The organism is Fusibacter fontis (assembly GCF_055378735.1).
This window is the reverse complement of the sequence record NZ_AP042445.1, coordinates 965587-979967: the sequence shown is the minus strand read 5'-3', so window position 1 is coordinate 979967 and position 14381 is coordinate 965587. Positions and strand designations below refer to the sequence as shown.

Annotated in this window: 11 protein-coding genes and 1 pseudogene; 9 read left to right on the top strand and 3 right to left on the bottom strand. The window is 37.2% G+C overall.

Going from position 1 to position 14381, the window contains the following annotated elements; all coding sequences use genetic code 11:
• Positions 1-37 precede the first annotated feature (37 nt).
• The 4 genes from ACZ41W_RS04350 (at position 38) to ACZ41W_RS04335 (ending at position 3976) form a co-directional block, all read left to right on the top strand.
• A complete protein-coding gene (locus tag ACZ41W_RS04350) occupies positions 38-907 on the top strand; it encodes a phosphatidylserine decarboxylase (protein ID WP_464313660.1) in 870 nt (289 codons plus the stop codon).
• Between the two features lie 236 nt (positions 908-1143).
• The gene (locus tag ACZ41W_RS04345; protein ID WP_464313659.1) at positions 1144-2217 is read left to right on the top strand and encodes an energy-coupling factor ABC transporter permease; all 1074 of its coding nucleotides are present in this window, start codon (positions 1144-1146) and stop codon (positions 2215-2217) included.
• Positions 2218-2462: 245 nt separating this feature from the next.
• Positions 2463-3236 (top strand): cobalt ECF transporter T component CbiQ, encoded by a 774-nt coding sequence (cbiQ, locus tag ACZ41W_RS04340; protein WP_464313658.1) that lies wholly within the window; start codon positions 2463-2465, stop codon positions 3234-3236.
• Positions 3237-3238: 2 nt separating this feature from the next.
• Positions 3239-3976, top strand: a complete 738-nt coding sequence (locus ACZ41W_RS04335; protein ID WP_464313657.1) for an energy-coupling factor ABC transporter ATP-binding protein — start codon at positions 3239-3241, stop codon at positions 3974-3976.
• A gap of 10 nt (positions 3977-3986) precedes the next feature.
• Here ACZ41W_RS04335 and ACZ41W_RS04330 read toward each other — a convergent pair whose 3' ends face one another.
• The 3 genes from ACZ41W_RS04330 to ACZ41W_RS04320 form a co-directional block, all read right to left on the bottom strand.
• The gene (locus tag ACZ41W_RS04330; protein ID WP_464313656.1) at positions 3987-5918 is read right to left on the bottom strand and encodes a hypothetical protein; all 1932 of its coding nucleotides are present in this window, start codon (positions 5916-5918) and stop codon (positions 3987-3989) included.
• A 56-nt stretch (positions 5919-5974) separates the two neighbouring features.
• Entirely contained in the window at positions 5975-6646 is a 672-nt protein-coding gene (locus ACZ41W_RS04325) for a YkgJ family cysteine cluster protein (RefSeq protein ID WP_464313655.1), read from the bottom strand.
• An 81-nt stretch (positions 6647-6727) separates the two neighbouring features.
• Entirely contained in the window at positions 6728-7900 is a 1173-nt protein-coding gene (locus ACZ41W_RS04320; protein WP_464313654.1) for an L-lactate MFS transporter, read from the bottom strand.
• 243 nt (positions 7901-8143) lie between these two features.
• Here ACZ41W_RS04320 and ACZ41W_RS04315 point away from each other — a divergent pair, with 243 nt between their 5' ends.
• The 5 genes and pseudogenes from ACZ41W_RS04315 (at position 8144) to acpP (ending at position 14334) form a co-directional block, all read left to right on the top strand.
• Complete coding sequence (locus tag ACZ41W_RS04315) at positions 8144-9865, top strand: MerR family transcriptional regulator (RefSeq protein ID WP_464313653.1); 1722 nt, start codon at positions 8144-8146, stop codon at positions 9863-9865.
• Positions 9862-10887 (top strand): annotated as a pseudogene (locus ACZ41W_RS04310) (GNAT family N-acetyltransferase); the annotation flags it as partial. The gene ACZ41W_RS04315 and the pseudogene ACZ41W_RS04310, both read left to right, overlap by 4 nt.
• 102 nt (positions 10888-10989) lie before the next feature.
• Positions 10990-11781, top strand: coding sequence for a LamB/YcsF family protein (locus tag ACZ41W_RS04305; protein WP_464314269.1), 792 nt, complete (start codon positions 10990-10992; stop codon positions 11779-11781).
• A gap of 3 nt (positions 11782-11784) precedes the next feature.
• Complete coding sequence (gene pxpB / locus ACZ41W_RS04300) at positions 11785-13749, top strand: 5-oxoprolinase subunit PxpB (RefSeq protein ID WP_464313652.1); 1965 nt, start codon at positions 11785-11787, stop codon at positions 13747-13749.
• 357 nt (positions 13750-14106) lie between these two features.
• Positions 14107-14334, top strand: coding sequence for an acyl carrier protein (acpP, locus tag ACZ41W_RS04295; protein WP_464313651.1), 228 nt, complete (start codon positions 14107-14109; stop codon positions 14332-14334).
• Positions 14335-14381: the final 47 nt, after the last annotated feature.

The following is a 14381-nucleotide window of genomic DNA, read 5'->3' as shown; positions in this document are numbered from 1 at the left end:
AGACAGATAGTATAAAAAAATGAAATAAGAGGCATTCATGATTTGTAAGGATAGAAATGGCAACATAATTGCTCAAAATGAAACCCAAAATAAAGCAATCCGGTTTTTATACCAGACGAAGTTTGGACGTGGATTGCTTAAATTGTTAATTAGACCTGGAATAACACATATTGGTGGATTTTTCATGAATACTAAAGTATCCACATTATGGATTATGCCGTTTGTTAAGAAAAATCAGATTGACTTAAATGAGTATGAAAGACAAACATTCCGGTCATATAATGATTTTTTTACGCGAAAGATTCAACTGAAGTACCGTCCTGTGGATCACACTGAGAACCATTTGATTTCTCCATGTGATTCAAAATTGTCGGCTTATAAAATTGAAAAAAATCGGACATTTTGCATTAAAAATACAGAATATCAACTTTCTCAACTCTTAAAAAATGAAGCGCTTGCGAATCAATATGAGAATGGAACTTTATTGATTTTTAGATTAACAGTGGATGATTATCATCGGTATTGTTACGTGGATTCTGGTACGAAAGATAATAACATAATTATCCAAGGTGTATTTCATACGGTGAATCCACTGGCAAATGACGTGTATCCAATATATAAAGAAAACTCGAGAGAGTATTCAATCTTACATTCAGATCATTTTGATGATGTTATTATGATGGAGGTTGGTGCTTTGATGGTTGGTAAGATCGTCAATTATCATCAAGAAGCGGTTGTTGCACGAGGACAAGAGAAAGGAAAATTCGAGTTTGGTGGTTCCACTGTAATTCTATGTTTTAAAGAAAATCAGATTTCACTAGATGCTGATATTCTAGAAAATTCACGTCAATTCATTGAGACAAAAGTGAAGTATGGTGAGAAAATCGGTGTCAAGAGACACGCTTAAAGTATCAATACTGAAGAATAGTTCATAAAAAATAGGCTCTTGTAAAATAAACTCTTGTAAAATAAGTTAGAAAATCAAATGTAATTAACATGACAAATGTCTCAAGTGCATGAACGTGCTGTGACACATGTCATGTTTTTTTATTGAAAAGGTCCAATATATCCCCCTACCAGGCTTGTGCCAGTGATTTATTCGTATATAATGATAATAAATTAACAGTAAGAGGGGTATTTATTATGCATATGGCAGATGCTTTAATTTCACCAGTTGTTGGTGGAGCCGCGTTAGCTGCTACAGTTGGATTGGCAGCTTATTCAATTAAAAAAATCCAAACGGATTTTGATGACAAGAAAATTCCATTGATGGGAGTTATGGGAGCCTTTGTATTTGCTTCACAAATGATTAATTTTACCATACCTGGAACTGGATCAAGTGGTCATATAGGTGGGGGGATGTTGCTGGCAATTCTACTCGGACCACACGCCGGATTTTTGACGATGGCAAGTGTATTGTTGATACAGGCCTTATTTTTTGGAGATGGTGGACTACTTGCTTATGGTTGTAACGTCTTTAATTTAGGCTTCTTTACTTGTTTTGTTGCATATCCATTTATTTATAAAATGATCACACGTAAAGATATAAATTCAAGGAAACTAACCATAGCGTCGATTATTTCAGTGGTTGTTGCATTGCAACTCGGTGCATTTAGTGTTGTTTTAGAAACATTGGTATCCGGAAAAACAGAATTGACTTTTTCAACTTTTGTTTTGTTGATGCAACCGATTCATTTGGCTATAGGAATTGTGGAAGGGATTATTACTGCAGCTGTAGTAAGTTTTGTTTTTAAAATGCGACCTGAAATATTGAACACTCTTCAATCAAATAACCAAGTGTCATCATCTGCATCAAATTCATACCAATCAAATCGTTCGTCAAAAGGGCTGTCTTTTAGAAACGTGACGATTGTTTTACTCGTTGCAGCATTTATCATCGGTGGTTTTGTTTCATGGTTTGCTTCATCAAATCCGGATGGACTTGAGTGGTCAATGGAAAAAACAGCTGGAACTGCTGAATTTGAAGGAACAAGTTCCGTTCATACTTTCCTTGAATCCCTTCAAAGTAAGATTGCGTTCTTACCAGATTATGGTTTTAAAAACGCAGGTGATAGTCAAACTGCAGCGTATGCAGGCACGACACTTTCTGGTATTGTAGGTAGCGTTGCAACGTTAGCCATTGCAATAGCGATTGGATTTATTGTTAGAAAAGCGACTTTTAAAAAAGCAACTACAAAACAAGCAGCTACAAAATAAGCAGGAATTTATTCGAGTCTATTTTAATTAAAGTTTGATTGATCAATTAAGTCTAGAAAATTGCATAATTCTTATTTGTGAGAATCTCAATTTTTGAAATGGCGTGATTGAGCCATTTTAATTTTATCAACACATGATTTTCACACCGAAAAGGTAATTATGCAATTTCCACAAGTCATGAATAAAATAGGCAACAGGTGATTGGCGTTCAATTGAACGCCTTCTTTATATTGAAAGAGGATGAGATGTCAAAAACGGTTAAAGCACTCTATAATATTCGACTACTTGAAAAAATTGCGCAAGGCAAATCAAGGATACATTGTTTGCATCCAAATATCAAAGTGATGATCACACTTTGCTTTATAGCTGTGACCATTTCATTTGATCGATTTGACGTGATCGGCCTGATGCCTCTTTTTGCATTTCCCATTATGACAATTCAATTGGGTCAAATTCCATATAGGCCCATTTTAAAACGAATCCTCGTAATCATGCCATTAATTATTGGAATTGGCATCTTCAATCCGCTTTTAAGTGACAATGGATGGACGGTTTTTGCATCGTTGATATTAAAAAGTATTTTAACTGTCTCTGCAACTTTGGTATTAGTTGCAACCACTCCCATGGAGCAGTTAGGATACACTTTAAGACGTTTTCGAGTTCCCAAGATTTTTGTGTTACAGATACTTTTAACGTATCGGTATATATCACTCTTAATTGAAGAACTGTCGAGAATGTTAAGAGCGTATTCATTACGTGCGCCTGGGAAAAAAGGAATTTCAATGAGAGATAGTGGAAATTTTCTTGGACATCTACTTCTCAGAACGATTGAACGTGCAGAACGCGTTTATATTTCCATGCGATTAAGGGGATTTGAAGGTGAGTTTGATTTAGGAAGTTATAGAAAAGTAACGGCAAAAGAATTTGGATATTGCTTTATCTGGTTGTGCTTTTTTATTATAGTGAGATGTGTGAATATCCCTCAACAAGTGGGTGTTTTTATAATGGAGGTTTTTTAATCGTGAGCATAAATATCATAAAAGTCGATCATATTCAGTTCACTTATCCCGACGGGCATCCTGCTATTCAAGAGATTAGTTTTGACGTCACTGAAGGTGAATCCATTGGCATCATCGGTGCAAATGGGTCTGGAAAGTCCACGCTCTTATTTTTGTTGTTAGGCGTACTTTTCGTAAAAGAGGGAAGTATTCAGATTTTGGATCAAGAATTAAATAAGAAGAATCTTGCATCCATCCGAAAAAAAATCGGTATGATTATGCAAGATTCAGATGATCAACTATTTATGACACGTGTGGTTGATGACGTAGCATTTGGCCCCAGAAATCTAGGTCTTTCAGAAGTTGAAATTGAAAAGGTCGTCGATGAAGCCCTAAGTAGAGTGGGGATTACTCATCTTAAGGAACGCGCGCCATTCAACTTGTCTGGAGGAGAAAAGAAAGCTGCCACAATTGCCAGTGTCTTATCGATGAATCCAGAAATACTCGTCATGGATGAACCTACGTCTGGACTCGATCCTAAGTCTAGAAGAAGGTTGATTGAACTGCTCAATGATTTTGAGCATACAAAAATCATCACGTCGCATGACCTAGATATGATCAAAGACACCTGTCAACGAATTATCATTATTCACGAAGGAAAAGTACATGCAGATGGTCCAAGCGGCATCATTTTATCAAATCGAGAACTTCTTGAAAGCTGCAGCTTAGAATTGCCTTTGAGTATGCAAAATAAAGGGTAACCCGAGGGTTTTATTCATTTATTTTAAGATAAATAGCTTCAACGCCTAGCCAGTAGCTGACAATATCTTCTCGAATATTGGTTTGAAATTCGACATTGTTGAAAACGAGTAAGATTTTTAATTGTTCATTTTCAATTTGATACTGTATATCCTCTTGGTTGACTTCGATTCTCGAGTCGATGCCAGGAGGATATTTTTTTGACAATGATTCGATAAAGGATTCCATGGATTGACTTAAGATGCGTTCAGACCCTTTGAAAATTTCTAGTGTTGGAATCTTTGCATTTTCTGTTTTCCAGATTAGTTCATATTGAATGCCTTGATGCAGGATTAAAATGGATTCTGTTTCAATTTTATAAAACGCGCCACTGGTGATTGCGTAATCATAATCTGAAATGATAGAAGGTTTATTTTTAGCCCAAATCGATGTGAATTGAGTTTCACTTTTGACGTAGTCGTTTTGATAATAATAGATTGGATCAAATCCGAATGATTCTTTGAAGGTAGCATCGATAATAAAATCATCATTCCACCATGTTGGAAGTTCGTAGTCTTCCGTATACGCTAGCTCATAAATCGTTTCAGTAATGTATTGCCTTGTTTCTATTGTGAGTTCATCTGTTGTAGGAACTAATGTGTGATTTATAAGCATATTTGCTTGTGTTAATCGCGTTTCAAGCTGTTGGATCTGTATCGCTATCGGTAAACGATGATAACCGACGATAGGCATGACAAATAGAATAACTAAGACTGTAATTGTGATTAAAATTGCTGGGTAGGCTTTTTTCCATTTCTTGACGAGGAAAAATGAACTGATGATTGCGCCTGTCCAGATGAGAATAAAGACATAGGTTGAAGTACTGAAACCGTATTTGAGTATTTCTTTGATAATGGCATACAGTTCAAATATCAATATAATCGTAGACGCAATAGGGAAAATTACATGGAATTTTTTCGTGATGCCAAAGGTGTGTTGCGTGGTAAGAACCATGAGCCAAATGCCGACAAAAACATAGCTTGAAGAAATACCAAAAAGATCGTCAAATGAAAGTTCAAAACCTGTAACTATCGTTCGAATCATCCAAATCAGAAGTACGCCAGACAGTGCTAAAATAACAGGTATCACGACTAAGCTCAATAAAATTTGGATGAATTTAGGTTGTTCATAAATCGCTTGATTGGAGTCACTATTCATTTGATTGGAGTTTATGCTTTCTTTAGATGCATCGGAGGTTCTCTTAAATGAAGGGAAATGACTGATGAATAATATAAAGGTGATAAATCCAAGAATCGTATAGGCGTAGAGTCTGACTTTTTCGCTCATATCCATATAAACAAGTGCTTGGAAAGCGCCTAATACAGCTGTAACTCCAAGTGTTAATACACCACCATAAAGGACGGAAATGAAGAAGGAACGGTGTAATAAATAAAACGAAGATGCATATGCAGAGGCTGGTGACCATTTAGTAACTTCTTGTTCGCTCTCATTATGAAGTTCAAGCATCAGAATCGATTTGGCCATACTGGCGATTAAAGCAATTAAGCTGATGACGATGGCAACGATGACTCTCGCTTCAGCTATATTAGTGAGTTCAAGTGGCGTTTGGTTAGAATTTGAATGTCCTAAGAAATAAAGCATTAAAAATGCAATGAAAATCACGATGCAGTTAATGCCTTGTACTGTTAAAAACTTCTTTTTTGAAAGTGGCATTATATTGGTATAAATGGTCGTTGCAAAACTAAAAATCGCTCCAAATGCAAATGACCAATGTAAGCAGTTAAATAAAAAATTGAGCGAAATTTGTTGTTCCCAATCGAGATGAATGCGAACTGCAGTGACAATTGCAAATAAAAAAGCACTGAGAAGGGTCACTGGATAGCTTTTTATGGACGCGATGACATCTGATTTTAGTTGACTTATTTTATCTAAAAATGAATTCATTCTAAACTCCTTTCAAACAATTGAAATACCTACATAGTAGTATATACCTCTTTTTCTTATAAGATTCCCAAATTTCTTTTGATATCGGGAAGTTCTGTAAAAAATGTTTGATAAAAGGCTAAATCGTCATGAGCTTCAATTAGGTGATAAAATGCGTCTAAAAATTGAGTTTGAATGGTGCTCAGGTCACTTTCATCATGTACAAATTTGAGTTTAAATTGTAAAGCTTTTAAAATCTGATGCCATGTTAATAAGAATTGTTGATGCAAATGATCATTGGAGAGCCCAATCCATTTTTCGATAGAGATGTTTTTTTTAATAGGTGATGGACAAGCATCTTTCTGAACAAAATAATGATATGTGTCTTGTTCATAAACGCGTCCGAGTGGAAACAATCGACAAATATTGGGTCTTGCTGAATGAATACTACAGCGATCTTCATCATTTAAAAAGGCACATCTAGAAGTGGTCGAATCCATCGCGAGGTATGGCAGTTTTAATTTTCCCTGGAGTCTTAATGTACAGTAGGTTTCAAGTAATTCATCAAAAGCCATCTCACATTTATTTTTGATTGAATAGATGTCATAGGGGGTGAGTTGAACCATTTCTCCAACGCCGTTGCAACACTGACTACAACCTTTACACCCTTCGGTATCAATGGCGACTATATCAGAAATCGTGTATAAATGTCCGTCTGAAATTGAGTTCAAATCGACTAAATCTTTCATGTTGGGATCTCCTCACAAAATAAAATAAGTCTTAAGTATCAAACTTAAGACTTACTCATTGTATCAGAGTTCATAGGATTATTAAATAGATTTGCGATCTCGTTCTTTAATCATAAATGCAATGGATAAACCGACGCATGCGGCAATTGCAGAGATGATAAATGTCGTGGTAAAAGAGCCAGCCATTCTTTTGATAAAAATACCAGTCAGAGCAGCCAGTCCATATGCTTGGTAGACTACCCCATAGTTGGAACCGTAGCGATAAGAACCGAATTCTTGATTGGTGAAAGTTGGAAAGAGGGATAAGAAACCACCATAGCCAACTGCGACACCGATAATACTTAAATAGAAGATGACGCCGTTTGAGGCAAAAAAGCTGAGGCCGATTAATGAAGCAATAGTGATGACAAAGATGATTTTTAACATATTAAGTGTTCCAAACTTATCTGCAAGTGAACCCGAAATTAAGCGGCTACTTGCATTGGAAAGTGCAAGTACTGTGATGAGCCCTGCAGCGATGGTCGCCTCTAAATGTGCCACTTCGATTCCGATATCCTTTGCCGCACCTAGAACCAGAAGACCTGGAATTACAGCAAACCAATACATAATCCATGTCAATTTAAATTTAGACGTTTTCATCATCTCTTTTGTCGTGTAATCGTCAGTTCCTTTTTCTAAGGATTTTTTCTCAAAACCTGGCGGGTTATTCGTGAAAAGAGCGCCTGTTACAATGAGTGCCATGGAAAGAATCCCAAGTCGTACAAAGGACTCTGAAACTGTATGAGATTCAAGTAATTTAGTAATTACTTCTTTGAAAATGATACTGCCACCACCGAAAATGCCAACAGATAAACCTGTGATGGTACCGCGGTATTTTGGGAACCATTTAATGAGTGTAGATAGTGGGCATACATAGACAAATCCAACACCTGCACCTGTTATGACACCATAAGTGATGTATAATAAACCCGGAGAATGAACGAATGAAGAAAGGATCAAACCACCACCGTATAAAAGACCACCGATGAGAAGCGCCACTCTAGGTCCTTTTTTGTCAACAACTCGTCCTGAAATTAAGGTGCTAAATGCAAATATAAACTGTGCCAATGCATAAGGGAAAAAAGTGGCATCACCGCTCCAACCTCGTTCTGCTTGAAGCGCTGTTCCAAAGATGCTCCATGCATATAAACCTGCGATGGTCACTTGAGCAAGTAGGGCACCGATTAAAACAATGTACTTATTTTTAATGGTCATGTATTGTATCTCCTTGTCATAAAATTTATTGGATAATTTGACTATATACATTTGAGTAACTCCAATGTCAAGAGGTGAATCGTTTGATGATAAAAGATGATTTGACGTTAAAAATGTACTCATAATGTTGGCATTTCTATGTTTTAGTAAATATTTGTGCTAAAATATGAGTAACTGTTTAATTTTCAATACAACTTAATGGTTGAAATTGATTAAATGAATCCTGTTTGAATAGGTGGCATTGTGAAGGAAAAATTTTTAGTAGGTGAGTTGGCAAAGCTATTTAATATTAGCTCGGATACATTAAGACATTATGACCAGTTGGAGCTTTTAAAACCTGAGTGTGATGAAAATAATCGCTATCGCTATTACAACATTCGAAGTATTTTTAAGCTCAGTCGTATTTTGTTTCTTAAGAATTTAGGCATTTCTCTAAATGAAATCCATCATTATATGAAGGATAAAAGTACAGAAAAATTATTGCACATGTTGAGACGTAAAGACGAAGAATTAGATGCTAAAATTCATCAGTTGCTCAATCTCAAACATAAAATTCAATCAAAGGTCAACCTTCTTGAAAACTATGACACAGAACTCAATCAAATTAAGGTAAAAACTCAATCTGTACGTTATGGTGCGCTTTTAGATATGAATGAATTAAAAGATGAATATGAAATCAAGCAAGCCTTTAAAAAAAGTGAGAAGTATCTAAAAATCAGCTCATGGCTCGTTGAAGGTCAAATTTATACATCTCTTGCAAAAAAAGATATGGATCGTCACATTTTCAACCGATTTCGATATTTTATTGAAATAGATCCAGAAGATATGGATCAAAGTCATATACTTGAGGTATTACCTGAGGGAGAGTATGCCTGTATCACTGTATCAGGTCCATATTCTGATATGGTAGGACACTATGAAAAATTGGTAAGTTGGATCGATGCGAATCACTATGAAATAGTAGGTGATTCCATCGAAAAAAATATCGTGGACTATGATTCTACCGAACAAGAAGCGGATTATGTGTCTGAAATTCAGATTCCCATTCGAAAAAAAGAAGTTGAGTCGCATAAATTATCGACTCAATCACATGAGCTTATAAATGTAAAATCGTTTTACTTTAGTGCGACAGGTACAACTGAAAAGGTCGTCAAAACACTCGCAAATTATACGTATGAGGCGCTACATGCAATTAATCCACAGGTGGATTTAATGCATCATGATTTCACATTTTTTCAAAAATTGGATGGGCCATTGGAATATTCTCCATACGATCTTGTATTTGTGGGCGTTCCAGTATATGCGGGACGCGTTCCAAATGTGCTTTTAAAAACTTTTAAAAGGTTAATAGGCAATGGTGCGTTAGCAGTACCAGTCGTTTTGTATGGCAATCGAAACTACGATGACGCCTTAATCGAATTATCTCATTTATTGACCCATCAAGGATTCACTGTTATCGCAGCAGGCGCTTTTATAGGAGAACATGCTTTTTCAAAAGCAATTGCCACCGGAAGACCAGATGCGTCAGATTATGAAAAAATCATTGAATTCTCTCATGCCATTTTAAAACATATTCAATCATATAGGCTCAATGGATTCGCACGGGATTTTTCGCTACATTGGATGAAGGGAGAAATCCCCCACAGACCCTATTATCAACCGCTTGATAATGAAGGAATTTCATTTGATTTTAAACGAATTACGCCAGAAACAAATTTAGTGGCGTGCACACAGTGCATGTTATGTGCAGATGAGTGTCCAACAGAAGCCATTTCAAAAGAAGATGTCAGTCAAATTATTGGAAAATGCATCAAATGTTGCGCTTGTGTTAAAAATTGTCCAGTTCAGGCTAAACAATTTGTCGATCAAAATTTTATGAAACATCGTATGGAACTTGAACAGTACTGTACCGTTCGATTAGAACCCGAATGGTTTATAAAAACATCACTTAAGGAGGCACCATGACAGAGACCAGAACATTTAGGATTCGAAAAGAGTCCCCAGAAGATTGGCATGAAGCAGAATATGTTGCCATGAAAGCATTTAGCAATTTACATGGAATGGGTGGCAATGACCATTATCTCATTCATCAGTTGAGAAAATCTGCGTCATACATACCTGAATTAACAAGACTTGCAGTGGTAGATGAGCGTGTTGTTGGAGCCATCTATTATTCTGTATCGAAAGTTGTCGATGAAGTAGATCAAATTGAGCATGAGACCATTTCCTTTGGTCCACTCTGCGTAGATCCTGAATATCAAAATAGGGGAATTGGACAAGCCTTAATGGCTGAAACGTTTGAACTAGCAAAAGAAATGGGATATACGCGCATCATTATTTTTGGAGAGCCTGATTATTATCCAAAAGTGGGATTTAAAACTTGTGATTGTTTCCAGATAACTACTTCATGGGGCGCAAATTTTCCAGCTTTTATGGGACTTGAACTCGTTGATAATGCCTTTGAAGGCATCCGTGGTAAATTCTATGCAGATCCTGTTTTCGATGATTTGCCACAAGAACAAGTAGAGGCATATAATCTCAATTTTCCGTACCTCAAAAAGATGCGCTTACCGGGACAATGGGATTTTGCAAAGACTGAAGCCTATCATGAACCCTATAACATCGTGACAGATCGATTGGTCATTACGCGTTTTGATGATCAGATGGCTCAGCTGATTCACGAGCAATCATTAGATGAAAACAACCGCAAATTTGTACCAGATGAAGTCTTCGAAAGTATAGAAGAAGCACAAGAGACGATTGGCTTCTTAAAGTCGGTCTATGAGGATGATACACAGCCACAAGTCTATCCCGTGACGTTGAAATGTGGATTAACCATTGGGTATGTTCAGCTCGTCCCGATTCAAACTGGATGGGAAGTAGGCTATCACATTGGCGAAGCACATCAAAACAGAGGATATGCGACAGAGGCTCTGCGTGCATTTTTAAAAGTCATGGTGCCAAAGATGAAGATCACATCGCTTTATGGTATTTGCCATGTTGAAAACAAAGCGTCTCAAAAAGTATTGTCAAAATGTGGGTTTCAAGAAGTCGAGAGAAATCAAGAACGCGTGACATTCCAGTATGCCATACTCAAAAAGAAATTACGTGTGGACGTGAATAGTGATTTAGGAGAAAGTTTTGGTCCATATAAAATTGGCTGTGATGAAGAGGTGATTCAAAGAGTATCTTCAGTGAATATTGCCTGTGGGTGGCATGCCGGAGATCCTTTTGTGATGAATCATACGGTAGAGCTTGCGATAAAGCAAGGCGTTGGAATTGGCGCACATCCAGGATTTCCAGATCTCAATGGATTTGGTAGACGCAACCTTTCGGTGACGCCGGAAGAAATGAAATTATATACCATGTATCAAGTTGGGGCTTTACAGGCTTTTGTCAAAGCACATGGAGGAAAACTCAATCATGTGAAACCTCATGGTGCGATGTATAATATGGCTGCGGTCAATTACGAACTGGCCAAAGGTATTGCCGAGAGCATTCGAGCAATTGATGACGAGATCATTTTACTTGGCCTCGCAGGAAGCGAACTCATAAGAGCGGGTCGTGACTTGGGGCTGCGCGTGGCAGAAGAAGTTTTTGCCGATCGAGCGTATCAAGAGGACGGGTCGCTTGTTCCAAGAAATCAACCAGGAGCAGTTCTTCATTCACTAGATGAGGCACTTAATCAAGTGATTCAAATGGTCACAAAAGGCACTGTTACCACTATTACAGGGAAAGAAATTGCCATTCAAGCAGATTCAATATGTGTTCATGGAGATAATCCACAAGCGGTTCACTTTGTCGAAAAAATTAGAGAAGCATTGAAATGCCACGGAATAGAAGTTCAACCTTTAGATGTCATGATTCCTTACTTGAGGTGAAGCATGTTTTCAGAAGATCGTACAACCGATTTGGATCAAACGCACAAGATCACGATAAAAGTTTGTGGGGATCAGGCAATTGCAATAACTTTTAAAAATGAAATCTCACTTGAGGTTCACAGGCAAGTTACTGCACTTTCAAATTTGATGAATCAAGACCGTATGAATAGTCTTATTTCAGGCGTTACGGCGATTATTCCTACGTATTGCACTGTCATGATTCAATATCAGCCACTTGTGATTGCCTATCAGGACTTAATTCAGTGGTGTGAGGCGTGTTATTCAAAACTACAAACGTTACCGCCTGCTAATAGGGCAACTGTAAAAATTCCAGTGTGTTATGGAGGCTCTTACGGACCCGATCTACACACGGTTGCTGAATTACATGGGCTTCAAGAATCGGAAGTGATTCGAATTCACAGTTCGGCTCTGTATCCTGTTTATATGCTTGGATTTACACCGGGTTTTCCGTATCTTGGAGGAATGTCCAAAGATATCGCAACGCCTCGTCTTGAGAAACCAAGACTCAAAATCGATGCTGGATCAGTTGGAATTGCAGGAGAACAAACGGGAATCTATCCACTAGATAGTCCGGGAGGATGGCAAATTATCGGTAGAACCCCTCTACGACTTTTTGATATGGATCAAGAACCACCTTTTTTATTAAAATCAGGGGACTCGATTCAGTTTGTTCCCATTGACGAACAGGAATTTCAGAGGGTTGAAGCGTCCTATAAATCAAGTGCTGCGTCATTTAAATCAACTGCTTCATCATTTAAATCAACTGCTTCATCATTTAAATCAACTGCTGCATCTTCTCAAATGAATTGTGAATCTTCACCTAATAAATGTCTTGATGACGTGAATCGTCTACTAAGCTCGACTGAAAAGTTGAACTCTCCTAAAGAAAATTCCGTGATTATTGAAAAACAGGGAATGATGATGACGATTCAAGATTTTGGGCGACTGGACTATCAATCTTATGGCGTTCCAACTTCTGGCGTCATGGATGAATATTCAGCGACGATTGCCAATCTACTGGTGGGAAATTCTCCAAAAGAAGCTGTTTTTGAGATGACATTTCAAGGTTGTGAAATGAGATTTATGACAGATTCAATTATAGCAGTAACAGGTGCAAAGACTGTCGTTACTATAAATCAGCAAGAAGTTTCTATGTGGGAGAGCATTCATGTTCGTGCAAATGATTGTTTGAGTATCGGCGCAGCAAGCGATGGATTGAGAATCTACCTGGCTATTTTGGGTGGAATAGATGTTCCTTTTGTCATGGGAAGTCGTTCCACTTATACAAAGGCGGGTTTTGGCGGATGGCATGGTCGCGTGCTGAAAAAAGGCGATCAAATACCTCTAATTGGCGTGGAAGCGCTTCATGAAGTTTTTCACCAAAGAATTCAATATCCCCTTAAAGTGGACGGCGCATCAGAAATACTTTTTAAGGGTTTTGAAGACATTCAAGTCATTCGCGTAATTTTAGGTCCTCAAGAAGACGCGTTTACAGAAACGGGAATACAGACATTTTTAAGTTCTGTATATAAACTGTCAAATGAGTGTGACCGAATGGGATATCGGTTAGAAGGTGCGGCAATTGAACACGTACAGGTCGGTGATATTCTATCGGACGGCATCACATTTGGTGCGATACAAGTACCTGGGCATGGCATGCCAATCGTCATGATGGCCGATCACCAAACCACAGGTGGCTATACGAAAATTGCCAATGTCATCAGTGTAGATTTATCTAAATTGGCGCAGATGCGACCAGGACAGTCAGTTCGATTTGAGCGGGTATCACTAGAATTTGCTCATGAAGCACTTCTTCAAAGAGAGACTTTTTTTCACAAAATCCGTCATAACTGCCTCGGTCAAGTTGAGAATCCATGTAGAGAAAAAACCTATCAAGTGAAAGTGAATGGCGTGTCCTATCAGGTGACTGTTCAAGAAATTTTATAGGTTAATGGACTCTAAATCTAGTTAGTGAAGTAATAACGATATTAGAAAGTTAAATAAGAGAGTTAAATCATAAAGTTAAATCATAAAGTTAAATCATAAAGTTAAATCATAAAGTTAAATCATAAAGTTAAATCATAAAGTTAAATCATAAAGTTAAATCAATAATCTATATGAACAGCATAAATTAATCGGCTATATAAGCATGTTTCGCGATGAGTAGAAACATGCTTATTTTTTTTTGTTGACAAAAAAATAGGTGGGTGCTATTATCAAAAAGAAGTATTTAGCTAAATATATTTAGGTAAATACATTGAAATATTATCTCGTATAAAAACACATGAATAAGGAGAAAAGACGATGACATTTGAAAAAGTTAAAGAAATTATCGTGGATACATTAAGCTGTGAAGAGGATCAAGTAACACTACAAGCTAGTTTAAAAGAGGATTTAGACGCTGACTCATTGGATGCAGTGGAACTTAATATCGCTCTAGAAGATGCATTTAGCATCAGTATTCCAGATCAAGATTTAGCTAAATTTGTGACGGTACAAGATATTGTAAGTTATATCGACTGTAGAAACTGATTCATCAGTTTCTACTTTTTCCATATTATGACGAAAACGGATGAGGG